Source organism: Nocardia sp. SSK8 (assembly GCF_037034205.1).
In the GTDB taxonomy this organism is placed as follows: domain Bacteria; phylum Actinomycetota; class Actinomycetes; order Mycobacteriales; family Mycobacteriaceae; genus Nocardia.
This window is the reverse complement of record NZ_JBAGKD010000011.1, coordinates 55,600-77,552: the sequence shown is the minus strand read 5'-3', so window position 1 is coordinate 77,552 and position 21,953 is coordinate 55,600. Positions and strand designations below refer to the sequence as shown.

18 protein-coding genes are annotated in these 21,953 nt (G+C 69.8%); 10 read left to right on the top strand and 8 right to left on the bottom strand.

Features of this window, described 5'->3' with window-relative positions; genetic code table 11:
• Window positions 1–81 precede the first annotated feature (81 nt).
• From WA675_RS20255 to WA675_RS20240, 4 genes are all read right to left on the bottom strand, one after another.
• Window positions 82–4,575 carry an alpha-(1->3)-arabinofuranosyltransferase gene (locus WA675_RS20255; RefSeq protein WP_336086366.1) on the bottom strand — a complete coding sequence of 1,498 codons (4,494 nt, stop codon included), beginning with the start codon at window positions 4,573–4,575 and terminating at the stop codon, window positions 82–84.
• Between the two features lie 37 nt (window positions 4,576–4,612).
• Window positions 4,613–4,783 carry a DUF2613 domain-containing protein gene (locus WA675_RS20250; RefSeq protein WP_022566695.1) on the bottom strand — a complete coding sequence of 57 codons (171 nt, stop codon included), beginning with the start codon at window positions 4,781–4,783 and terminating at the stop codon, window positions 4,613–4,615.
• A gap of 64 nt (window positions 4,784–4,847) precedes the next feature.
• Window positions 4,848–6,146, bottom strand: a complete 1,299-nt coding sequence (locus WA675_RS20245) for an isochorismate synthase (protein ID WP_336086237.1) — start codon at window positions 6,144–6,146, stop codon at window positions 4,848–4,850.
• Between the two features lie 47 nt (window positions 6,147–6,193).
• On the bottom strand, window positions 6,194–6,664 hold the full coding sequence (locus WA675_RS20240) for a universal stress protein (RefSeq protein WP_336086236.1): 471 nt from the start codon (window positions 6,662–6,664) through the stop codon (window positions 6,194–6,196).
• 124 nt (window positions 6,665–6,788) lie between these two features.
• Between WA675_RS20240 and WA675_RS20235 the strand changes: the two genes are divergently transcribed.
• From WA675_RS20235 to WA675_RS20225, 3 genes are all read left to right on the top strand, one after another.
• Window positions 6,789–7,952 carry a glycoside hydrolase family 3 N-terminal domain-containing protein gene (locus WA675_RS20235; RefSeq protein WP_336086235.1) on the top strand — a complete coding sequence of 388 codons (1,164 nt, stop codon included), beginning with the start codon at window positions 6,789–6,791 and terminating at the stop codon, window positions 7,950–7,952.
• An 85-nt stretch (window positions 7,953–8,037) separates the two neighbouring features.
• Window positions 8,038–8,637 carry a TetR/AcrR family transcriptional regulator gene (locus tag WA675_RS20230; protein ID WP_336086233.1) on the top strand — a complete coding sequence of 200 codons (600 nt, stop codon included), beginning with the start codon at window positions 8,038–8,040 and terminating at the stop codon, window positions 8,635–8,637.
• 77 nt (window positions 8,638–8,714) lie between these two features.
• Window positions 8,715–9,905 (top strand): DUF5685 family protein, encoded by a 1,191-nt coding sequence (locus WA675_RS20225; protein WP_336086232.1) that lies wholly within the window; start codon window positions 8,715–8,717, stop codon window positions 9,903–9,905.
• Between the two features lie 7 nt (window positions 9,906–9,912).
• On the opposite strand, the gene WA675_RS20220 is transcribed toward WA675_RS20225, so the two are convergent.
• Entirely contained in the window at window positions 9,913–11,778 is a 1,866-nt protein-coding gene (locus WA675_RS20220) for a VanW family protein (protein WP_336086230.1), read from the bottom strand.
• A gap of 308 nt (window positions 11,779–12,086) precedes the next feature.
• Here WA675_RS20220 and gnd point away from each other — a divergent pair, with 308 nt between their 5' ends.
• From gnd to WA675_RS20200, 4 genes are all read left to right on the top strand, one after another.
• On the top strand, window positions 12,087–13,118 hold the full coding sequence (gnd, locus tag WA675_RS20215; protein WP_336086229.1) for a phosphogluconate dehydrogenase (NAD(+)-dependent, decarboxylating): 1,032 nt from the start codon (window positions 12,087–12,089) through the stop codon (window positions 13,116–13,118).
• A gap of 281 nt (window positions 13,119–13,399) precedes the next feature.
• Window positions 13,400–14,101: a hypothetical protein gene (locus WA675_RS20210; RefSeq protein ID WP_336086228.1), complete on the top strand. Its 702-nt coding sequence runs from the start codon at window positions 13,400–13,402 to the stop codon at window positions 14,099–14,101.
• Window positions 14,102–14,185: 84 nt separating this feature from the next.
• Complete coding sequence (locus tag WA675_RS20205; RefSeq protein ID WP_336086227.1) at window positions 14,186–15,160, top strand: alpha/beta hydrolase; 975 nt, start codon at window positions 14,186–14,188, stop codon at window positions 15,158–15,160.
• Between the two features lie 86 nt (window positions 15,161–15,246).
• The gene (locus WA675_RS20200; protein WP_336086226.1) at window positions 15,247–15,483 is read left to right on the top strand and encodes a hypothetical protein; all 237 of its coding nucleotides are present in this window, start codon (window positions 15,247–15,249) and stop codon (window positions 15,481–15,483) included.
• Window positions 15,484–15,580: 97 nt separating this feature from the next.
• Here the strand turns inward: WA675_RS20200 and WA675_RS20195 are convergent, their stop codons facing one another.
• Window positions 15,581–16,915, bottom strand: a complete 1,335-nt coding sequence (locus WA675_RS20195) for an acetyl-CoA C-acetyltransferase (RefSeq protein WP_336086224.1) — start codon at window positions 16,913–16,915, stop codon at window positions 15,581–15,583.
• Window positions 16,916–17,086: 171 nt separating this feature from the next.
• Here WA675_RS20195 and WA675_RS20190 point away from each other — a divergent pair, with 171 nt between their 5' ends.
• Together WA675_RS20190 and WA675_RS20185 are read left to right on the top strand one after the other, a co-directional pair.
• Window positions 17,087–18,445 (top strand): 3-oxoacyl-ACP reductase, encoded by a 1,359-nt coding sequence (locus tag WA675_RS20190; protein WP_336086223.1) that lies wholly within the window; start codon window positions 17,087–17,089, stop codon window positions 18,443–18,445.
• Entirely contained in the window at window positions 18,445–19,314 is an 870-nt protein-coding gene (locus WA675_RS20185; protein WP_336086221.1) for a MaoC/PaaZ C-terminal domain-containing protein, read from the top strand. The genes WA675_RS20190 and WA675_RS20185 overlap by 1 nt, the downstream gene beginning before the upstream one ends.
• A 53-nt stretch (window positions 19,315–19,367) precedes the next feature.
• Here WA675_RS20185 and WA675_RS20180 read toward each other — a convergent pair whose 3' ends face one another.
• Complete coding sequence (locus tag WA675_RS20180) at window positions 19,368–20,189, bottom strand: hypothetical protein (RefSeq protein WP_336086220.1); 822 nt, start codon at window positions 20,187–20,189, stop codon at window positions 19,368–19,370.
• Between the two features lie 543 nt (window positions 20,190–20,732).
• Between WA675_RS20180 and WA675_RS20175 the strand changes: the two genes are divergently transcribed.
• Entirely contained in the window at window positions 20,733–21,338 is a 606-nt protein-coding gene (locus tag WA675_RS20175) for a hypothetical protein (RefSeq protein WP_336086219.1), read from the top strand.
• A gap of 160 nt (window positions 21,339–21,498) precedes the next feature.
• Here the strand turns inward: WA675_RS20175 and WA675_RS20170 are convergent, their stop codons facing one another.
• Complete coding sequence (locus WA675_RS20170) at window positions 21,499–21,891, bottom strand: helix-turn-helix domain-containing protein (protein ID WP_336086218.1); 393 nt, start codon at window positions 21,889–21,891, stop codon at window positions 21,499–21,501.
• Between the last annotated feature and the right edge of the window lie 62 nt (window positions 21,892–21,953).

Here is a 21,953-nt window from a genome sequence, read left to right as displayed (position 1 = left end):
GCTGGCCGCCCTCTCACCGCGTCTGACCAGCGGATTCTCCGCGCCGGACCGGTCTGGGGTGCCCGACTCACGCTCTCCGATTCAGTCCCGGCGGCGGGGGAGGGCCGCGACCCCGACCGCGATGACGGCGAGGACCGCGGGCGCCTGGGCCCAGATGGATCCACCCATATAGGGAGTTCCGGAGCGCCAGGTACCCGTCGACAGCGCCGCCGCCGAGATCAGCGTGCCCGCACCCGCGATCCACGGCAGCGTCCGGGCGGTCACCGCGCCACGGAAGTGGCTGCACGCCAGGGCGATCAGGGTGAACGCCGCGCCGATCGGCCCGCTGATGACCGAGATCGCGGCCGTGAGCCCGACCGCGCCGATCCAGCGCACACCCCAGGTGGTGGGGGGCGGGCCGTAGTCGGGGAGTGGGCGTCGGCGGGGAATCGCCAGCAGCACAAGGGGAATCAACAGCAGCAGGCCGCCGAAGATCGACAGGCGGTACCACCGGTCGGCCGGGAACGAGACGGTGATCTCCCCGGTGGTTCCCTCGGGGATCAGCCAGCCCTGCTGCCACCCGTCGACGACCACCGGCTCCAGTTCGGTCCCCGAGGCGGTCCGTGCTTCCCACCCGACATTGGTACTGAGTGGCAGCACCAATAGCTGTGTCCCAGAGGCATTACTGATGGGGGCGCGCTCTGGGGCTCCGGAGGAGTCGCCGGGTAGGTCCGGGCCGGTGGCGCCCTGTGCGGGGAAATCCGCGCGAGCCTGGTCGTCGGCAGCGGGCGCACCGGGATAAGGATCGGTGCGCGGGAGCCGCAGACGGTCGACCGTGAACAGCTCCGTGGGGACGACGGTGAGATCGGGGTGCCCGGGCAGCAGCTCGATATCGGCGGTGTCGCTCTCGCAGGGGCGCGCCGAAACCGGTGCACCGGAACGAAGTTCATCGGCAGTGGCGGTGATGGTGGTGTGCACCGCACGCCCACCGACCGCGATCACCGGCCCCTGCTCACACCCGATGGTGACCAACCGGTCGCCGGGCGCCGGAGCCGGATAATCGGGACCGAGCACCTCGACCTCGGCGAGCCCGGGCGGTTGAGTGAGCACGAACCCGAGCGCCGTGCGGTCGAGGACCTCACGCCAGGTCCGGATGCTGATCTCCACCCGATCGGTGACGGTCGGATGCAGCGAGATCCGAGCGGGCTCACCGTGTTCGCGCTCGGGCAGCTCGCGCACCTGCGGGCCATTGCCGAGGTTCACCACGACGCTGGTCGCGGTGGCGGGCAGGCCGCCGAGCGCGGTGGTGATGTCGAGGCCGGTGACCAGCGCGGGTTCGGGCAGTTCCAGTACCAGGGTCGGTTTGCCGCCGAGCGGTTCGCGCACCGTGGATTCCGGTGCTGTCCAGGTGGTCTTCGGGTCGCCGTCGGTGGCCGCGAAGGCCGCGCCGCGCAGGTCGGCGACATCGGCCTTGCCCCGGGCGACCGGCCGGTCGGGGTCGGTGAGCAGGGCCTCGAGTGCCGGTCCGGGACGGGTGCGCACGGTGAGATCGGTGCCGACGGTCAGCGGTTCCGGCACGGCCAGCGTGCGGGTGAATACGCCGGGCTCTTCGGCGGGCAGGCCGAGTCCCTTGCTGCAGTGCACCCGTCGGGGTCCGTCGAAACAGTTACTGCGCCCGGGGAATTCCTGTCCGAGATCCCAGCTGGTCGGCACCGTGCCCGCGGGCACGTCGGGCAGCACGATCCGGTGCCGGATATCCACCCGCACCGGCGCCTCGCGCACCGAATAGTCGTCGAGGGTGAGCTCGCTGATCCCGAATTGCCCACCGGCCGTGCCGGTCTCGGTGCGCGCGGCGGTGATCATCACCCATTCGGTTGACCCGGCGGGCAGCGGAACCGCCACCGGCTCACCGGGTTCGGTGATCCGCGCCGACACCGTGCCGCGCGGCGTGCGCACCTCGACCCACTTCACCGGATCACCCAGCGCGGCCGCGGTGGTGGTGAAACGCAGCGAGCCGGAGGTGATCGGCTGATCCAGGTCCATCCGGATCCATTGGCCGAGCGCGGGTTCGGAGCCATTGCTGATCCACGCGGTGCTCGGATCGCCGTCCACGGCGGCGGCGGTGGAACTGCCGGGCGCCGCGCCGCCGATCTGGGTGGCGTCGGCGGCCGAACTCGACGCGGTCACCTTCGCGCCCGACCATTCGCCCTGCACCAGGCCCGCGCCTTCGACGGGATAGTCCGGCACCAGGTTGTGGGTGCGGCGCGCGTCGTCGGCGGAGCGCACGGCGGAATTGTGATTGTCGACCCGGCCGAAATCGGCTTCGCGATCCATCGGGGTGTCGGTGAGCAGCACCGGGCGCGGGGGGAGCCCGGCGCGGCGCGCGTCGGCGTCGAGAAGTACCGGCGCGGTGGGGTTTCCGGCATCCCGGCGGACCCGCTCCAGCACCTCGGGGCCGCCCTTGACCACGGGAACCTGGTCCAGCGGCACGGTGTAGGCACCGGGGAAGGCGGCCGGCGCGCCGGTGCCGCTACGCACTTCGACCGGCGTGCCGGGCCCGGGCACCTCGACCCGGTAGATCTCGATCGCCGGATACGGCGGGAGCAGGTCGTTGTCGACGACCAACCCCTCGTCGGACGCACGCGGCCCGATCGGCGCGCCGAACTCGGCGACCTTCGACAGGCCCGGTGACCCCTCGATGGCGGCGTGCGCGAGCATCGGCCGGGTCGAGCGCGAGGTCTCGGGGTCGAGGTCGTTGCGCAGCACCAGCACACCGATGCCCTGGTCGGCCAGGGTGGCGGCCAGCCCGGTCGACGGGCGGCCGTCGGCGATCAGCCGCTGCACGGAATCCATCGCGCGGATGGTGCCCGGCGGGTTGAGCGGCACCGAATCCCGGACCGCCCAGGGGGTTTCGGCCAGGGCTTGCAGCGGTTCGTCGCGGGTGAGTCCCCAGATCTGGCTGCCGAAGGGCGCGCCGGGCACGATCAGCGCGCGGGTGTCGGCGGCATTGTCGGCCAGCCACTGCGCGGTATCGGTCCAGTACTGCGGCACCTCGTCGTAGGCGCCACGCGGCGCGAGTCTGCCGGTCCAAGCGAGCGAGGTCGCCAGCGTGAGGGCGGCCAGCACGAGCGCGGACACGGCGACGAGCCGATCGCGCTCGGGATGGGCGAAGGCCGCGCGGCACTGGCGCAGCGGCGCCGAGGCGGGCAGAGCCACCCGGCCGAGCAGATGCGCCAGGCCCAGCACCAGCGGCAGCCGGATCAGCGGCTCGAGCTTGTGCACATTGCGCAGCGGCGCGCCGCCCGCGTCCAGGAAGACCCGCACCGATTCGGCGAACGGGCCACCCATCGTGCCGACATATCCCGCGCAGATCCCCGCCAGCCCGACGCACAGGATCAGCACGATCCGGCCCCGGTACGGCATGGACTTGCGGGCCAGCCCCGCCATGCCCGCCGCCGCGAGCAGCCCGGTGGCCAGCACCGCGGCGGGCTGGGTCACCAGCACCGCGCCCGCGATGCGCTCGGGCGAGACGAACGGTGTCCAGCTGTCGGTCCCGCGCAGCACCTCGCTCAGCGAGGCCCACTGCGTGGTCACCCCCGAGGACTCGATGTAGTCCAGGAACGGCGGACTCACCTTCCCGAGCAGCAGCAGCGGCACCACCCACCAGAACGTGGCCAGCACCAGCAGCGGAATCCACGCCCGCGTGAACTTCCACCACGCCCGATTCGGCCGATACGAGGCCCACCACAGCGCCGCGGGCAGGAACGCCGCCACCGTCGCCACCGCGTTCACCGACCCCATCAGCGCCAGCGCGAGCGCGCTACCGGCGGGCGACAGCGCCCCACCGCGCCGGGGCGAGGGCTCGTCGTCACCGCCCTGCCCGGCCGATTCGCGCCCCGCCCCCACCGTGACGGTTCCGGCCGCCTCGCCCGGCACCGCCGAGCCACTGGAAGTCGACGGGACGGCCCCGGCCGATTGGCCCGGTACCGCGCAGCCCTGCGCGATCTGCGCCGCCCCCGACGTGCCGACCTCGCCAGGTGTCTCAGGCGATGTGCCGCCGAGACTGTCGTCCGCCGCCGCTATGTCCCGGGCACGCGCGCGCAGTGCGACGCCCAGCGCGGCCGGGGCCAGCAGCACCCACGGCGCCAGCATCATCGGCAGCGTTTCCGAGGAGATCGAACCGAGTGTCGTGAGGACCCTCGGCGACAGCGCGAAGGTGATACCGGCGATCACCCGCGACCCGCGCGCGCCGATCCCGAGCGTCTCGCACAGCTTGACGATGCCCCAGAAGCCCGCGAGCAGCAGCAGCGCCCACCAGATGCGCTGGGTCACCCAGGCGGGTAATTGCAGCAGATGACCGGCGGAGAAGAAGGTGCCGTGCGGGAAGAAGTAGCCGTACGCCTGGTTCTGGACCTGGCCCATCGGGGCCTGGCTGTTCCACAGATGCGAGGCCCGCGCGAGGAAACCGAGCGGGTTCTGCGCGAGATCGTATTTGGTGTCGGCGACGGTGAGGCCGGGCGCCTGCGCGAAGGTCAGTACGAAGGCGGCTACCACCGAGCCGACGAACCAGCGCCAACCCAGTGGCGCCTTGTTCAGGTGCCCCGAAGCGGGGCGCGACGCGCGGGCGTCGGACTCAGCGGCTGCCGTATTCAGGGGCGTTGAGCAGCGAGGAGTCCTTGTCACCGCTGCGGTCGATCGAGGGTGCCGTGTTCTGCTGCACCGCGGCCGTGATCGCGAAGACGGCGATTGCGCTCAGCAGGGCGCCGCCGACCGCGCTGGCAACAGCCGGAACAGCAAACTTCATCGCGCACTCCAATACGCTCGACGTCGGGCCTTTCCGGCCAACCTAGCAGGTGTGCGGCCGTTGGTCAGTCTTCGGGCGCGTGGCAATGCAGCGCGCCGAGCAGCGTGCGGAGTTTGGCCGTGGTCTCGGCCAGCTCGGCCGCCGGATCCGAGGCGGCGACGATCCCACCGCCCGCGCTCGCCCGCAGGTGGCGCCCGTCGGCCGACAGCTCACCACCGCGAATCGCCACCAGCCACTCGCCGTCCCCGTCGGCCGCACACCAGCCCACCGCGCCGCCGTAGAACCCGCGCTGTTCGTCGGCGGTGATCGCGGCGAGCGCGTCGTCGAAGGGGGTGCCGTTGACCGCGGGCGTCGGATGCAGCAGCAGGGCCAGCTCGAGCGCGGTGGTCGACGGGTCGCGCAGCACGCCGCGAATGGGCGTGGCCAGGTGCCAGACCTGCTCGGTGCTCATCAGCTCCGGCGAGTCCGGGATGTGCAGCTCCGCGCACACCGGCGTCAGCCGCTGCCGGATCCACTCCACCACATACCCGTGCTCTTCCTGATTCTTGCTGCTGGACAACAGCTCTCGCGCCTGCGCCGCGTCCGCTTCCGGATCGGCGAGCCGGGGGAGCGTCCCCGCGAGCGGATGCAGCGACACCCGATCCCCGTGCCGCTCGACCAGCACCTCGGGCGTCGCCCCGAGCAGCGTCTCTCCGGGCCGCCCGGCCACGGAGAGATCGCAGGCATAGATATTCGCCCTCGGATGCGCGGTGAGTAGATGCGCCGCAACGACTTCCGGCTCCAGCGGCGCCACCGCCTCGGCGAGTACCGAACGTGCCGCGACCACTTTCACCAGCGCGTTGTCCGGTGCGGCGAGCTGCTCGACGAGCTTGATAACCCGGACCACATGCTCTGCCGCACTGGGTGTTTCGGCGACGACCCGCACGCTGGGCAACTCCGGCACCGCGGCGGGCCGCCACGGCCCCGCGGTGTGTTCGACGGTCTCCGGCTGCCACAGCGCGGCAGGCTCGTGCGGATCGAAGGGCAACGCACCGACGATCACGCGCGGCGCTCGGTCCGCGTCGTCACGTCCCGGCCTATCGCTACCCCCGATCGTGCCGTCACGCTGCTCGTCGGCTGGCTCGGTCGCGGCGGTGCGATCGCATGCCGGAGCCGAGCCGGTCCGCACCGCCGCGTCCGCTCCGCCATCGACGTGTGCGATCGCGTCGGCCCCGACGGCCGCCGTCGCCCCGGGTAGCGCCGGATCGCCCAGCCGCTGCCACGAGCGCAGCGCAGCGACCGCCTGCCGGGGATCGGCGAAACTCGCCACCGCCCCCGACGCGCGCAGCACCGAGTCGGGTCGGGCGAGCAGGAACCGGTTCATAGTCTGTCGACCCTAACGCCGCCTGGCGCCCCGGTCAGCGACGTAACTCACTGCGGGGGCGGCGGCACCAGGAACACCGGCCGATGCCCGTGCTTGAGCACCGCCTCGGCCACACTGCTGTGCAGTAACGCCCGCAGCCCACTCGCACCGCGCGTCCCCGCCACGATCACGTCCACATCCAGCTCGTCGGCGCAGTCCACGATGGCGTTCCAGATGGTGGTGGTGCATTCGGCGGTGCGCGCCTCGGCGCTGATCCCGGCTAGTTTCGCCAGGTGCACGCCCTCGGCGTTGATCTTGCGCGCCTCGACGTAGGCGATGTCCTCTAGCTCCTCGTCAGGCACCCAATCCGGCTGCATCACCCCGGCCAGCCCGGAGATGCGGGCGGCCTGGCGCACCATCGGTTCCCAGGCGGTGAGCAGGATGGCGCGCTCGGCGCTGAGGAAGCGACCCGCGTACTCGATGGCCCGCTTGGCGTGTTCGGAACCGTCGTAGGCGATGAGCATCCGATCGCAAGCCATGACGACCTCCTGCGCGGGTCCGGCGTCTTTGGCCCCAGATTACCCCCGCCCCGACCGGTTCAATCGCAAGCTGTGCCCAACCTGTTGCGGTGTGATCGCGGCATCGCGGGCTACCGTGGAGCACATGCGGAAATCGCCTGTGGTCGTGTTCGCAGTCCTCGCCGCCGTCGCCACCGCCTGTTCGGGAGGGTCGTCCGAGACGACGCCCGCGGCGAGCAGCGGCGCCCCGGCCTCCGCCGCCCCGGGCGACGCGAGCCCGGTCGCCCCGGTCCCCAAGGACTGCGGCGCGGACTATCTGGCCCAGTTCACCCAGCGCGAGAAGCTGGCCCAGCTGCTCACCGTCGGCATCACCGGCGCCGACGACGCCTCGAATGTGGTGAGCTCCGAGCAGGTCGGCGGCATCTTCGTCGGCAGCTGGACCGACCCGAGCCTGCTGGACAAGTCCCAGCTGGATTCGGTGAAAGCGCTGGCCAAGGCCCCGCTCATGGTGACCATCGACGAGGAGGGCGGCCGGGTCTCGCGCGCGGCGAACCTCATCGGCGCCATCCCCTCGGCCAGGGAGATCGCGCAGACCGAGACGCCCGAGCAGTACTACCAGGACACCCTGGCCCGCTCGAAGGCGCTGAAGGACCTGGGTATCACCGTCAATTTCGCCCCTGATGTCGATGTGAGCAGCCAGCCCGACGACAGCGTGATCGGCGACCGCTCCTTCAGCGACGACCCCGCGGTGGTCACCAAGTTCGCCGACGCCTACATCCGCGCGTCCAACGAGGTCGGCCTCGGCTCGGTGATCAAGCACTTCCCCGGCCACGGTTCCGGCTCCGGCGACTCGCACACCGGCGCGGTCACCACCCCGCCGCTGTCGGAACTGCAGGACAAGGACCTGGTGCCGTTCCGCGATCTGATCGGCTCCGGCGCCGCCGTGATGGTCGGCCACCTCGACGTGCCCGGCCTGACCGATCCGGGCGTGCCCGCCAGCATCAGCCCGGCCGCCATGTCGCTGCTGCGCGAGGGCACCGGCTACGGCGCTGCCCCCTTCGACGGCCCGATCTTCACCGACGATCTGGGCGGTATGGCCGCCATCACCGCCCGCCTCTCGATCGAGGAAGCGGTCGAGGCCGCCCTGGTCGCGGGTGCCGACAATGCCCTGTGGATCAGCACCAGCGCGGTGCCGCAGGTGCTCGACCGTTTGGAACAGTCGGTGGCGAGTGGCAAACTGCCCGCCGACAAGGTCGACGCGTCGGTGCTGCGGATGGCGCGCTACAAGGGCGCATCGCTGCCCTGCTGAGCGGCGTGGCGACTGTGCGGCAAATGGGCACGGGTGAACTTACCTTCGAGTAAGATAGAGGTTCACCCTGCGGTAGGAGTAGTGGATGGCGGGCGGAACGAAGCGACTTCCCCGTGCGGTTCGCGAGCAGCAGATGCTCGACGCCGCCGTCGAGGTTTTCGCGCGCAAGGGCTTCCACGACACCTCGATGGACGCCATCGCCGCCGAGGCCAAGATCTCCAAGCCCATGCTCTACCTGTACTACGGCTCCAAGGACGAGCTGTTCCGCGCCTGCATCCAGCGCGAGGGCCTGCGCTTCATCGAGGCTGTCGCGCCCGCGGGCAACCCGCAGCTGACCCCGCACGAACAGGTCCGCACCGCGCTCGAGGGTTTCCTCGATTTCGTCGACCGCAACCGGCAGTCCTGGCAGGTGCTCTACCGTCAGGCAATCGGTCAGCAAGCCTTCGCCTCCGAGATCGAGAACGCCCGCGAGCGCGTCATCGAGCTCACCGCCAAGCTGCTGGAATCCAGCGCCAGGCACGCCGAGCCCGGCACCAATTTCGAGGTGGTCGCCGCGGCGGTGATCGGCGCGGGCGAGGCCATCGCCGATCGGGTCGCCGGTGGCCGCATCGAAGTGGCCGAGGCGGTCGATCTGCTCGACGATCTGGCCTGGCGCGGCTTGGCGGGCCGCAAGAAGAACGATTAGCGCTTGCCACCGCCCCGTCGGCCTGCGAAGGTGCTCCGCTAGGAGTTTCTCGACAGACGGGGTGGGAAGTGTTCGGCATGTTGAAGCCGTGCGCGCATGGCGCGGCGAAATACGGCATCGATCCGGGGCAGTGGCAGGCGCACATGTGCGGCCTGTGTCTGGGCCTGCGCGACGGTCACGGCCAGTTGGCCCGCACCGCGACCAATACCGACGCCATCGTGCTGAGCGTGCTCACCGAAGCGCAATCCGCCGCCGCCGATACCCGCACCACGGCCGGACCCTGCCCTCTGCGCGGGATGCGCCGGGCCTCGATCGTGTCCGCGAACGCCCCCGGCGTCCAACTCGCCGCCACCGCGTCATTGCTGTTGGGAGCGGCCAAGATTCGCGACCACGCCGACGACGGTGACGCCGCCGCCCTCGCCCGCCGCCCCATGCGCAGGATGTCGACTACCTGGACCACGCATGCCGTGCGCCAAGCAACGGAGATCGGTCTCGACGTCCAGCCCCTGCTGACCGCCATCGCCGACCAGCCCCGGCTCGAGGCGCTGGCAGTGCGGACCGTGCTGGACCGGCACGCGGTCCAGCAGGCGATCACCCTCGACGACCTCACCGGCCCCACCCAACTCTGCGCGTCGACCCTCTTCGGCCACACCGCCGTCCTCGCGGGCCGCCCGGAAAACGTTGCCGCCCTGGAGAAGATCGGCCGCCACGTCGGCCGCATCGCCCACCTCGCCGACGCCATCGAAGACCGCGAACGCGACCTCGCCCGCGGCCGCTTCAACCCCCTCGAAGCCACCGGAACCGACATGCCCCGCGCCTATCAGCTGGTGCGCGAGAGCGAGCGGATCATCCGCCGCACCGCCGCCGAGGCCGAGCTCGACCAGCTACCGACCGTGCGCTGGGCACTGCTCGACCCGCTGACCGCCCTGCTGCGGCGCATCGGCACCGGCCTGGGGATCGCGGTGGGTCACGCCTGCCGCACTTCCGCTGCGGCCCAGCCGCATTCCGCACACCAGGTGCCGCAGCGCCCCGGCCCCACCCGTCCCGGATCATTCAAGGCGGGCGGGGTCATCCTCGGCCTGTACTGCACCGGTTTGGCCTGCTGCTTCGACCACACCAGCCCGTGCTCGGGCGAGCACCGGGAGGCGTGGATCAAGCGCTGCGACTGCGGCAGCTGCTGTGACTGCGGCAGCTGTTGCGGCGACTGCTGCAGCTGCTGCGGGGACGACGGCTGCTGCGGCGACTGCGGCTGCGACTGCTCCTGCTAGGAAACCCTCACTCGCACTTGACCACCGGGATCGGGTCGTACTTCACCGTGCGGGTGTGCCGCGACACCTGGGCACCGGTCTTCTGATCGGTGATCACCCGGGTGTCGGAGATGGTGAAGCCCGGCGCGCCCTCGGTGGCGATGCAGTCCTTGCCCTTGGGCAGGGTGATCTCGGTGGGCTCGGTCGGCTTGGTCTTCTCGCCGGTGATCGACTCCACGGACACGGTTTTCGTGCCCCACAGGCGCACGGTGATGTCGGAGCCGGTGGCCACGGTCTGGATGTAGACGCCGGTCTCGTAGTTGTTGCGGAAGGCCAGGTCGATCGCGCCGTCGAACACGGTGGCCTCGCGCGCCGCGGGGTAGCGCGAGATGTAGTAGCTGTGCTCGGTGTGCCCGGCGTCTTCCATTCCGGCGAAGTAGGCGGCGTTGTAGAGCGTGGTGGCGAACTGGCTGATGCCGCCGCCGACCGCCGTGCTCGGCCTGCCCTTGTCGATGATGCCGGACTCCACATAGCCCTCGGCCGCGGTGCGCGGACCGGTGAACTCGTTGAGCGAGAAGGTATCTCCCGGCTTCACCACCGCGCCGTCCACCTTGGCGGCGACGGTGCGGATGTTCACCCCCGATGGACCACTGAAGCCACCGGTGGTGAACTCGCCGATCATCTCGGTGACGCCGAGCCCCTCGGCGGCCTCGGTGGTGAGCTTGGGTTCGATCCGCTCGTAGACCACCGGCGCGGTGCGCTCACCGGTCAGGCTCAGCAGCGCGGGCAGCTGCTCGAGCGTCTTGGCCCAGTCGACCTTCTCGCCGACGATGGCGGGCACCACGGTCGGCTTACCCGCGCCGACGGTGAACGTCGCGTCCTTGGGCTCGATCTCCGAGGGCGCCAATTGCGGTGCGAGCGCGGCGATCACGGCCTCGTTGTCGATCTTCGGGGCCAGACCACCGTTGCCGTCGGGTACGAAGCTGAGCACGCTCGCGATCTGCTCGGGCGTGAGTTCGGCGCGAATATCCTTGCCGGACAAGATGATCGGTGCGGCGACCGCGGGCGTGGCGATCTCCTGCAGCGCCGCCTGCACGGCCTCGATCCGCACCGCCACCGGCGCCGCCACCACGGGCAGGTCCAGCGGGTTGCCCTCGGCCCAGTGCGCGGTGATCTCGGTGCGCGCGGCCTCGGTGTCGAGCACCCGGCCCGGCACCGGCGCGACCGCGACCGGCGTGCCGCCGTCGAAGCGGACGGTGCCCTCGACGGTCGGGTTGTCGTGTGTGCGGAACTGCGCGAGCTGCGCGTCGAGCGCGGCCGCGTCGACGGTGCTGGCCACCTGCACCTCGCGGCTGCCGAACACCGAGACCAGCCTGCTGAACGGATTGAGCGGCTGGTCGCCGACCGCGTCCCAGGTGCCGTCCCAGTCCACCTGCAGGCCCGCCGTGGCGGGCACCATGCTCGACTGCACGTCACCGATGCGCACCGCCAGCGGCTGCTCGACCCGCGGGCCGAGCTCGTCGTGCAGCAGCGCGTCGGCCTCGGCCTTGTCCATGCCGCCGACGTCCACCCCGGCCACGACGGTGCCGCGCGGCACCTCCCCGGCGCTGAGGGCCAGATCGGCCAGGTAGGCCGCGGTCCCCACGGCTAACACGGCGCCCACCGCGATGCCGATCCGCTTGACCAGCTGCTGCTGGTTGCCCGGCTGGGCCGGGGGCTGCGCGCCCGCCGGGGGCCGGGCGCCCGACCAGCGGTCACGGGTCACGGTGCTGAGGGGCATGGTGGGCAGGGCGGTGGTGTCGGCATCGAAAGTGCGATTTGCTTCGAGCAACTTGCGTAGTCCGACCTCGCCCCTTCGGTCGGCCGGTTGTCCGGCGGTCGACTCGGTGGGCACGGAGGTCCTTCCGTCGAATTGTTCGGCTCCCGATGTTTGCGGGGCCCCGGCCAAGGGTAATGCGCGTCGGCATTCCTGGCAGCCCGGCGATCGGGGGCAGACGTACAAAGGCCCCGTGTAGTTGCCGGGTCGGGGGTCTGGCAACTACACGGAGCCGATCTGTTTATCGGCGCCCGATCCGGGGCGTTACAGCCGTTTCGAAGGAATTTCCGCCACGGTTGCGGACGCCGCCCACCGGCGGCGGGGGCCCGCGCGCGACAATCGGGGGTGAGACTCGCCACCACGGACCGGACAACGAGGGAGAACTGATGCAGCTGGGAATGATCGGCCTCGGCCGGATGGGTGCCAATATCGTGCGCCGCATCGTGGCCGACGGGAACACCGCGGTGGGCCACGAGCGCCATCAGGGCCACATCGACGAGCTCTCCAAGGAGCTCGGCGACAGCTTCCAGGGCAGCACCGACCTGAAGGAGTTCGTCGGCATGCTCGACGCGCCCCGGGTGGTCTGGGTGATGATCCCCGCGGGCGCCACCGGCGCCGCGATCGACGAGCTGGCCGAGCTGCTCGAGCCCGGCGACATCATCATCGACGGTGGCAACAGTCGCTACCACGAGGACATCAAGCGCGCGAAAGCACTGGCGCCCAAGGGCATTCACTACCTCGACATCGGCACCTCGGGCGGCGTGTTCGGCCTGAAGCGTGGCTTCTGCCTGATGATCGGTGGCGAGGCCGAGCAGGTGCGATACCTCGAGCCGCTGTTCCAGTCGATCGCCCCCGGCGTCGAGGCCGCGCCGCGCACGCCCGGGCGCACCGGCGAGCCGACCCCGGCCGAGCAGGGCTGGCTGCACTGCGGCCCGGCCGGCGCGGGCCACTTCGTGAAGATGGTGCACAACGGCATCGAGTACGGCGCGATGTCGGCCTACGCCGAGGGCCTCAACATCCTCCAGCACGCCAACATGGGCGCCGGGCACGGTGACGGCGAGCACTCCGCCGAGGAGACCCCGCTCGAGCACCCCGAGTACTACCAGTACGACCTGGACATCCCCGAGATCACCGAGGTGTGGCGACGCGGCTCGGTGGTCGCGTCCTGGCTGCTCGACCTCACCGCGGGCGCCCTGTTCGCCGACCCCAACCTGGACTCGTTCAGCGGCCGGGTGTCCGATTCCGGCGAGGGTCGCTGGACCATCGACGCCGCCATCGACACCGCGGTCCCGGTCCCGGTGCTCTCGGCGGCGCTGTTCCAGCGCTTCTCCTCGCGCGGCGAGGCGCTCTACGCCGACAAGATGCTCTCGGCCATGCGCAAGGCGTTCGGCGGCCACAACGAGCTGCCGGAGAAGTAGGCCGTCCAGCGGCCTTGACGATCGCGACCGGCCCGCCGTCCCCGGACGGACGGCCGGTCGCTGCGTTTCCGGCCCGTTCCGGGTGGAGCGAAAAATTCAGCATGCTACCTGCGACAACGCCGCCATGAGAGTAAAACGATGATGTTCCACAAAAGTGAGAACACGTTCTTGTTTTCCCGGACAACCGTCCAGTCCGGCCGCTACGGTGTCGCCAGAAGGGGGATGAACCACCCGATGAGGAACTCGCCCCGGCCGCTGTCGCCGGGGCTTTGGAGGAAAACATGATCCGGACTTCGCGTCTCGCCGCGGGCGTCGCCACCACCGCGCTCATTGTCGCCGGGGTCGGCGTCGGCCTCGGCACCGGCGTCGCCACGGCCGCGGGCGACTGCTCGGTCAGCAGCCACGCGACCAAGAAGGACGCCAGCACCGTCGGCGTCACCCACGTCTACGACAAGGTCGCCAGCGCCGAGCAGATCGGCGTGGGCACCACCGTCACCTACAAGGTGATCGTGGGGACCACCGGTATCGGCAACCCGTACGTCAACACCATCACCGACTTCCCGCCGACCGGCTTCGGCGCCCCGATCAAGACCACCATCACCGCCTACCACGCCGTCGGCGGCCAGGTCACCGAGGACGTGACCCCCGTGCCCAACGCGGGGGGCTGGAAGGTCACCAGCACCGGCTGGTTCGTGAATTCCGGCAACCCCGTCACCCTCACCATCACCTACCCGGTGCCCGACAGCGTCAAGGCGGGCCAGCAGGTGACCAGCGGTGGCGTGGGCGTCGCGGGCACCGTGGGCGTCGGCAACGAGATGCCCAACCTCACCGCCTGCTTCACCGCCCGCCCGGCCAACCCCGGCGAGACGGTGATCGGCAGCCTGGGAGACAACGGCCTGGGCTCCTCGGATGGCCAGCTGAGCTCCACCGGCTCGGTCTCGGACATCCTCTCCGACGTGCTGCGCAATCTGATCGGTAGCTGATCGCGTAGCACCTGGCCGCCGGGACGATTCGCGCTGTCGTCCCGGCGGCTCGGCCGTATCCATCCGCTGTAAGGAATCATCGCCGTGCTCCTCCGTGCCCTGGCCGCCGTCGCGGCCGCGCTGCTGTTGTCGACCGGAACGGCGGGCGCCGACGCGTCGCGCCTGGACCACATCGACCGGCCCGGCCAGCGCCAGCAGACGCTGTACGTGTACTCCGCGGCCATGGACCGGGTGATCCCCCTGCAGGTCATCACCCCCTACGACACCAGCGCACCGCGCCCGACGCTGTACCTGCTCAACGGCGCGGGCGGCGGCGAGGACATCGCGAACTGGTACAACCAGACCGATATCGTGCAGTTCTTCGCCGACAAGAACGTCAATGTGGTGACCCCCGCCGCGGGCAAGTTCTCCTATTACACCGACTGGCAGCGCGACGATCCCAAGCTCGGCCGCAACAAATGGCAGACCTTCCTTACCGAGGAACTCCCCCCGATCATCGACGCCACCTTGAACACCACCGGCGTCAATGCCATTGCCGGACTGTCGATGTCGGCCACTGCGGTCCTGAACCTGGCCATCGCCGCCCCCGAGCGCTACCGCGCCGTCGGCGCGTACAGCGGCTGCGCCTCGGTCGCCGACCCGATGGGCCGCGCCTACGTCGACCTGGTCTTCGCCCGCGCGGGCGCCGATCCCGCCAATATGTGGGGCCCACCCGGCGACCCCGCCTGGCGCGCCAACGACGCCTACCTCAACGCGGAAGGCTTGCGCGGCAAGGCGATCTACCTCTCCAGCGCCACCGGCCTGCCCGGCAGCGCCGAAGCCATCCCGCCCGGCGCGAGCCCCGGCAAGATCATCGGCCTCACCGACCAGATCGTGCTGGGCGGCGCCATCGAGGCCGCCGCGAACCTGTGCACCCAGCGCCTGGCCGCCCGCCTGCACGAACTGAACATCCCCGCCCAGACCGTCTTCCGCCCCGCGGGCAGCCACACCTGGCACTACTGGGAACAAGACCTGCACAACTCCTGGCCGCTGCTCGCCGACGCCATCGGCGCGAGCTAGTCAAGCCCCCGAAAGTTATGCGGAACAACAACTTCGAGTCCCCCGATGTGTTGATTAGCTCTGCAAAGCTCTCGAAAGGCTCGTCAATGCACCGTCGTATGGCCCGAATCCTGCTCGCCACCGCCGCGGTCGTCGGCATCGCGGCGGGTGGCGTCACCCCCGCGCTCGCCGCCCCGGCTCCCGCCGCCCCCGCGGTCATCGCCGAATCCGGCTCCGCGGGCACCGGTTCCGCCCTCATCGACCTCCCCCTCGGCTTCCTCAAGCTCCTGATCTGCGGCCCGTGGGGCGCCGCCGAGCCCCACCCGAACCCGATGTGCCGCTGAGCGGCCCCCGCTCGCTGCCCTTCTGCGGCAGCTGACCTGAAAAAGGCCGCGGCGGCACCCGTCATCGGGTGCCGCCGCGGCCTTTCGCTGTGGGTGACTACCGCTCGATGATCGCCACGACGCCCTGGCCGCCCGCGGCGCAGATGGAGACCAGCGCGCGGCCGGATCCCTTCTCCGCCAGCATCTTCGCGGTCGAGGCGACGATGCGGCCGCCGGTGGCGGCGAACGGGTGGCCCGCGGCGAGCGAGGAGCCGTTGACGTTGAGCTTGCTGCGGTCGATCGAGCCCAGCGCGCCGTCGAGGCCGAGGCGCTCCTTGCAGTAGGCGTCGGACTCCCACGCGGCCAGGGTGGCCAGCACCACGGAGGCGAAGGCCTCGTGGATCTCGTAGTAGTCGAAGTCCTGCAGCGTCAGGCCATTGCGGGCCAGCAGGCGCGGCACCGCGTAGGTGGGCGCCATCAGCAGGCCGTCGGGGCCGTGGATGTAGTCGACCGAGGCGACCTCGGAGTCCACCAGGTGCGCCAGCACCGGCAGGTTGCGCTCGGTGGCCCACTCCTCGCTCGACAGCAGCACCGCCGACGCGCCGTCGGTGAGCGGGGTGGAGTTACCCGCGGTCATGGTGGCGTCGCCCAGCTTGGTGCCGAACACCGGCTTGAGGGTGGCCAGCTTCTCCACGGTCGAGCCAGGACGCAGGTTGTCGTCGCGGGTCAGGCCCAGGAACGGCGTGATCAGGTCGTCGAAGAAGCCACGGTCGTAGGCGGCGGCCATGTTCTTGTGCGAGAGGTAGGCCAGCTCGTCCTGCGCCTCGCGGGCGATGCCGAACTCCTTGGCGGTGATGGCGGCGTGCTCACCCATCGACAGCCCGGTGCGCGGCTCGGCGTTGCGCGGGATCTCGATGCCCAGCATCGAGGGGCGCAGCTGCCCGACCAGCTTGAGCCGGTCCTTGTTGGTCTTGGCACGGTTGGCGGTGAGCATCCACTCGCGCATGTCCTCGCTGACGCCGATCGGCGCGTCGGAGGTGGTGTCGGTGCCGCCGCCGATGCCGGACTCGATGCGGCCCAGCGCGATGGCGTCACCGACGGTCGCAATGGACTGCAGGCCGGTGCCACAGGCGAGCTGCAGGTCGTGGGCGGGGGTGTAGGGCGAGAGCTTCGAGCCGAGCACGCTCTCGCGGATCAGGCTGTGCTCGCCGACCTTCTTGAGCACAGCGCCACCGACGACCATGCCCAGTCGCTCGCCCTGCAGGCCGAACCGGCTGACCAGTCCGTCCAGGGTGGCGGTGAACATGTCCTGGTTGGAGGCCTTCGCGTAGGCCTTGTCGGACCGAGCGAAGGGGATGCGGTTACCACCAACGATGGCGACCGGGCGCGCAGTCTTCGCGGTCTTGGCGGTGGTCTTGGCCTTGGCCGTCGCCGAGCGGGCTTTGCTTGTCACTCGAGTTCTCCATGGTCTCGTCGGTTCCGGGTACGCCGGGCGTATCGGTTTACATTAAACTTACTCTGGAGTAAGTTCGTTGTCGACACCGTACCCGCAAATGTGATTCACACGGGGGACACTGGGCGAGCACGGTCATACAACACGTCGAGCACAGAGAAGGTAGGAAAAGTGGCAGCCAAGAGCAAGGGTGCACCCAACCTCTACGGATCCTTCATCCACTCCGCCCCCGGCGCGTTCCTGGCGAGCAAGCTGGGCCTGCCCCAGCCAGCCGAGCTGCGCCGCTACCGGGTCGGCGAGCCCGCCCTGCCCGGTCCCGTTCTGCTGGGTGGCAAGGGCCGCCTCGCCGAGCCGGTCCGCGCCCTGCTGGCCGACGGCTACACCGTCGCCGATTCGCTCGATTCGGGCACCAAGTACGGCGCGCTGGTCTTCGACGCCACCGGCATCGACTCCATCGAGGGCCTGTCGCAGCTGTTCGAATTCTTCCAGCCCGCCATGCGTAACCTCGCACCTTCGGGGCGTGTCGTCGTCCTCGGCACCACCCCTGAGCTCGTCGGCTCGGTCGACGCGCAGATCGCCCAGCGCGCGCTCGAGGGCTTCAGCCGCTCGATCGCCAAGGAGCTGCTGCGCGGCGCCACCGGCCAGCTGGTCTACGTGCACCCCGAGGCGGGCGCCGCGGCCACCGGCCTCGAGTCCACCCTGCGCTTCCTGCTCTCGGGCAAGTCGGCCTTCGTCGACGGCCAGGTCATCCGGGTCGGCAAGGACGACTCCACCGCCCCCGCCAGCTGGGACAAGCCCCTCGCGGGCAAGGTCGCCGTTGTCACCGGTGCCGCCCGCGGCATCGGCGCCACCATCGCCGAGGTCTTCGCCCGCGACGGCGCCACCGTCATCGTGGCCGACATCCCCGCCGCCGGCGAGGCCCTGTCCGAGACCGCCAACAAGGTCGGCGCCACCGCCCTGGCCCTGGACGTCACCGCGCCCGACGCCGCCGAGCGCCTGGCCGAGTTCGCCACCGAGCGTTTCGGCGGCATCGACATCGTCGTGCACAACGCCGGTATCACCCGCGACAAGCTGCTCGCCAATATGGACGAGGGCCGCTGGAACTCGGTCATCAACGTCAATCTCGCTGCCCCGCACCGCATCACCTCCGGCCTGGTGGCCAAGGGTGTGCTCAAGGAGGGCGGCCGCGTGATCGACGTGTCCTCGATCGCGGGCATCGCGGGCAACCGTGGCCAGACCAACTACGGCGCCTCCAAGGCCGGTGTCATCGGCATGGTCGACGCCGAGGCCCCGCTGCTGGCCGAGAAGGGCATCACCATCAACGCGGTGGCCCCCGGCTTCATCGAGACCGCCATGACCGCCGCCATCCCGGTCGGCACCCGCGAGGCCGGTCGCCTGATGAGCTCGCTGCTGCAGGGCGGCCAGACCGTCGACGTCGCCGAGACCATCGCCTACTTCGCCAGCCCGGCGTCGAACGCGGTGAGCGGCAACGTGGTTCGCGTCTGCGGTCAGAGCCTGATCGGCGCCTGATGACCCAGACGATCACCCTGTCCGAGGTCCCGAAGAACGGCGGCCTCTACGCGAAGGCGGCCCTCGGCGCCGTCCCGCTGCCCGGCCCGCTCTCGGGTCGCAAGCCCACCCTGCCCGACCGCCGCATCGTCCTCGACGGTTTCCAGGTCGACCCCGATCACCTGGCCGCCTACTGCCACGCGACCGGCCTGCGCTTCAGCGACACCCTGCCGCTGACGTACCCGTTCATCCTGTCGTTCCCGCTGATGATGGAACTGCTTGTGGCACGGGACTTCCCGTTCACCGCGGTCGGCTCCGTGCACCTCGAGAACGTCATCGAGCGCACCCGCGAGATCTCCGTCGCCGAGCCGCTCGACTTCACCGCCCACATCGAGAACCTCCGGGAACACCCGAAGGGCCTGCTGATCGACGCGGTGACCGAGATCCGGGTCGGCCGGGAACTGGTGTGGCGCCAGGTCTCGACCATGCTGCACCAGCAGCGCACCTCCCTCTCGGGCGGTCCGAAGTCGGCGCCCCCCGCCGATGAGGTTCCCCCGCCCCCGCTGCGCGTGCAGCGCGTGGATCAGAAGATCATCAACCGCTATGCCGCCGCCTCCGGCGACCGCAACCCGATCCACATCTCCACCCTCGGCGCCAAGGCCATGGGCTTCCCGCAGACCATCGCCCACGGCATGTGGTCCTCGGCCGCCATCCTCAGCACCGTCGAGGGCCGGATCCCCGAAAAGACCACCTACGCGGTCAAATTCGGCAAGCCGATCTTCCTCCCGTCGTCGATCAACATCTACGCCGACCAGGCCGGTTCCGGCTGGGACCTCTCCATCCTCCACCCCAAAAAGGGCTTCCCCCACCTCACCGCCACCCTGCGCTGAACCGGGCCGACAGGGCCGCACATCCACCCGATGTGCGGCCCTGTTCGCGTTGATCACCGCCCGTTCGCCGCGGCCCACGCGGGATCCTGGAGCATTGCCTTGAGCTGGGTTTCGTTCAGCGTCTTCCTGATCTCCGGGTTCTCGTGGAGGCAGATGAGTGTCGAGAGCAGGGAGGAGACGGACGCGCCCCAGTGGTTTGCTGGAAACTCCCACTCCGGGCCGGTGCGGCCGATACTGAACCCCCGGGTCTTCTTGCGCACCGTCATGCCGTCGTTCGCGTACGTGATCAGGACGGTGTCGATGCCCGGGCGGTGGTCCGACGCCCGAATCTGGCACACATTCTCCCACCCGCATTCCACATCATCGAAGAAGGTGGTGACGCGAATCGAGTCGGGGCTGAGGTGTAAAAACGCATGCTTCCGGTGGAGCAGAGCGATCCACGGGATCATCACCGTGAGTACCACCCCGACGATGCCTCCCAGAACCGCCTCTGGAAGATAGTTCTGATACCCGATGACGATCGTGGGCGGGGAGAAGACCAGAAATGTCAGGAAGGTAGGCACGGTGGCTACGGAGCGGTGACGGAGCGAGAGTGCCCCGGGTTCCGCGCTCGTGGTGACCACCGGACGGCTGAGTACTCGCACGCTGATCGAATACGACAGTGCGATGGTGCCGAGCACAACGAACATCAGCCCGAGACCCAGCACGTCCTCGGCACCGAGCAGGTATCCGATCGCCGCGACAGCGAGCGCGGCGACCAGGAACCCGATGGTCGCTGGAAGTCGCGATCTCCCAGGTGTTTCCAGGGTATGCCGCACCCACGTGTAGGACGGTGGAGAGCCGTCGCCTCCAGGTCCGGACTCGTGGATCCTCATCAATAGTTCCTGCCTGTGAAGCCCGAGCGGATGCCGGTGAGATCGAGCAATATCTCGGTGTTTCGTTTCGGCGCACCGGGGAACTTCTGAACGGTACGCGGAGTACACGTTGGCGCATCGTTAATAGCGTTATGGCCCAATCGGTTACGCCGAGCAATTCGTTACAGCTATTCGACGTGATATCAATCATGGTGTAGCACAGCGGTTAGCTGGCAATTCACTTGTGTTGGCCACCGAAAGTAGGGGGTTGCGACGGCGGCCTCCTCCACCGCCAGCTCCAGGCCTCCGCGAAATCCATCATGTGCACTGCGGTGATAGCGGTATCGCACCGGAATACGATCGGCGGCTCGATGCCCGAAGCGAGCATCGATGTGAAATCCTCGCCCGGAGACAGGCACGGCGCAATCTACCGGCAAATCTTCAGCTTCCGCTCAGCGAATGCCCCAAAAACAGACGGCTGGGTACGTCTCCGAGGCGCATGTTAGAAAAATTCAGGCCGACAAACAGTCGGCAATCATGGTTCTTACCAAGGGGTTTCACTTCATGAAGAAGATTCGCACCGTCGGCCTCGGCATCGTTCTGGCGACGGGTCTGGCCATGTTCGGCACCGGCATCGCCCACGCCAACGTCACTGCCCCGGCCGTGGTCGTCATCGCCGATGGCGACGGTGCCGACGCCGGTGACGGTGGCGCCGTCGAGGAGCCGAGCACCGGTTCCGCCGACGGCCTGGCTGCCCTGCTCGAGGCTCTGGTGACCGGTTCGGCCGGTGCGGATGACGCCACCGACCAGCCCGACGTGCCGGTCGACACCACGTCCGCGACCCTCATCGGCGATGGTGATGCCGATGCCGGTGACGGTGGCGCCGTCGAGGAGCCGAGCACCGGTTCCGCCGACGGCCTGGCTGCCCTGCTCGAGGCTCTGGTGACCGGTTCGGCCGGTGCGGATGACGCCACCGACCAGCCCGACGTGCCGGTCGACACCACGTCCGCGACCCTGATCGGCGATGGCGACGATGCCGACGCCGGTGACGGTGGCGCCGTCGAGGAGCCGAGCACCGGTTCCGCCGACGGCCTGGCCGCCGCCCTCGAGGCTCTGGTGACCGGTTCCGCGGGCGCCGAGGACCCGGCCACCGAGACCCCCGACGCGTAATCACGCGAACGGCGCACAACGAGAAACAGTGAATAAATGCCCCGCCACCCAGGCGGGGCATTTCGCTATTTCCACCCCGATCCACCCGTGTCATAACTGGCTACCGGGACGCAACCCACCGGCACCCCTCGCGAGTGGGAGGGTTCGCGGAGTGCGTGTACTACTCGCTGTTCCGCGCCGCCCGGAGCCCGTTCACATAGGCCGCGACGATCTGCAGGTCACCCTCGGACAGCCCGGACAGATCGACGATGCCCTCATGCGATTGCGCCCGGGCACGCTCGGCCGGAACCGCTTCCAGCCCAGCCTGTTCCAGCAGCGGCTGCGCATCGACCCCGACCGCCTCGGCCATGGCCTGCAGCGTTTCGGCCGTGGTGCTCGCGGGCACCTTCTGTCCCCGCTTGTACTGAGTACCGCTCTCGACCTGGGTCCACAGGCTCGTGCTGATGCGTGCTGCTTTCGCGGCGCGGTCCATCGACATCTCGCGCTCCTTGCGAGCGAGTCGCAGGGTGGCGCTGACCTCGGGCGGGACCACCGCGCTCCGTTGTCTCACCATGCAGCGATGGTAGCAGGTTGTTTGCACTGATGCATGAATTGCATGCACCGCAGATTCGCAGA

Coding starts and splice junctions, on each gene's coding strand:
- WA675_RS20250 (WP_022566695.1), bottom strand. CDS start 4,783: ATGAAGTTTGCTGTTCCGGCTGTTGCCAGCGCGGTCGGCGGCGCCCTG.
- WA675_RS20245 (WP_336086237.1), bottom strand. CDS start 6,146: ATGAACCGGTTCCTGCTCGCCCGACCCGACTCGGTGCTGCGCGCGTCG.
- WA675_RS20240 (WP_336086236.1), bottom strand. CDS start 6,664: ATGGCTTGCGATCGGATGCTCATCGCCTACGACGGTTCCGAACACGCC.
- WA675_RS20235 (WP_336086235.1), top strand. CDS start 6,789: ATGCGGAAATCGCCTGTGGTCGTGTTCGCAGTCCTCGCCGCCGTCGCC.
- WA675_RS20230 (WP_336086233.1), top strand. CDS start 8,038: ATGGCGGGCGGAACGAAGCGACTTCCCCGTGCGGTTCGCGAGCAGCAG.
- WA675_RS20225 (WP_336086232.1), top strand. CDS start 8,715: ATGTTGAAGCCGTGCGCGCATGGCGCGGCGAAATACGGCATCGATCCG.
- gnd (WP_336086229.1), top strand. CDS start 12,087: ATGCAGCTGGGAATGATCGGCCTCGGCCGGATGGGTGCCAATATCGTG.
- WA675_RS20210 (WP_336086228.1), top strand. CDS start 13,400: ATGATCCGGACTTCGCGTCTCGCCGCGGGCGTCGCCACCACCGCGCTC.
- WA675_RS20200 (WP_336086226.1), top strand. CDS start 15,247: ATGCACCGTCGTATGGCCCGAATCCTGCTCGCCACCGCCGCGGTCGTC.
- WA675_RS20185 (WP_336086221.1), top strand. CDS start 18,445: ATGACCCAGACGATCACCCTGTCCGAGGTCCCGAAGAACGGCGGCCTC.
- WA675_RS20180 (WP_336086220.1), bottom strand. CDS start 20,189: ATGAGGATCCACGAGTCCGGACCTGGAGGCGACGGCTCTCCACCGTCC.
- WA675_RS20175 (WP_336086219.1), top strand. CDS start 20,733: ATGAAGAAGATTCGCACCGTCGGCCTCGGCATCGTTCTGGCGACGGGT.
- WA675_RS20170 (WP_336086218.1), bottom strand. CDS start 21,891: ATGGTGAGACAACGGAGCGCGGTGGTCCCGCCCGAGGTCAGCGCCACC.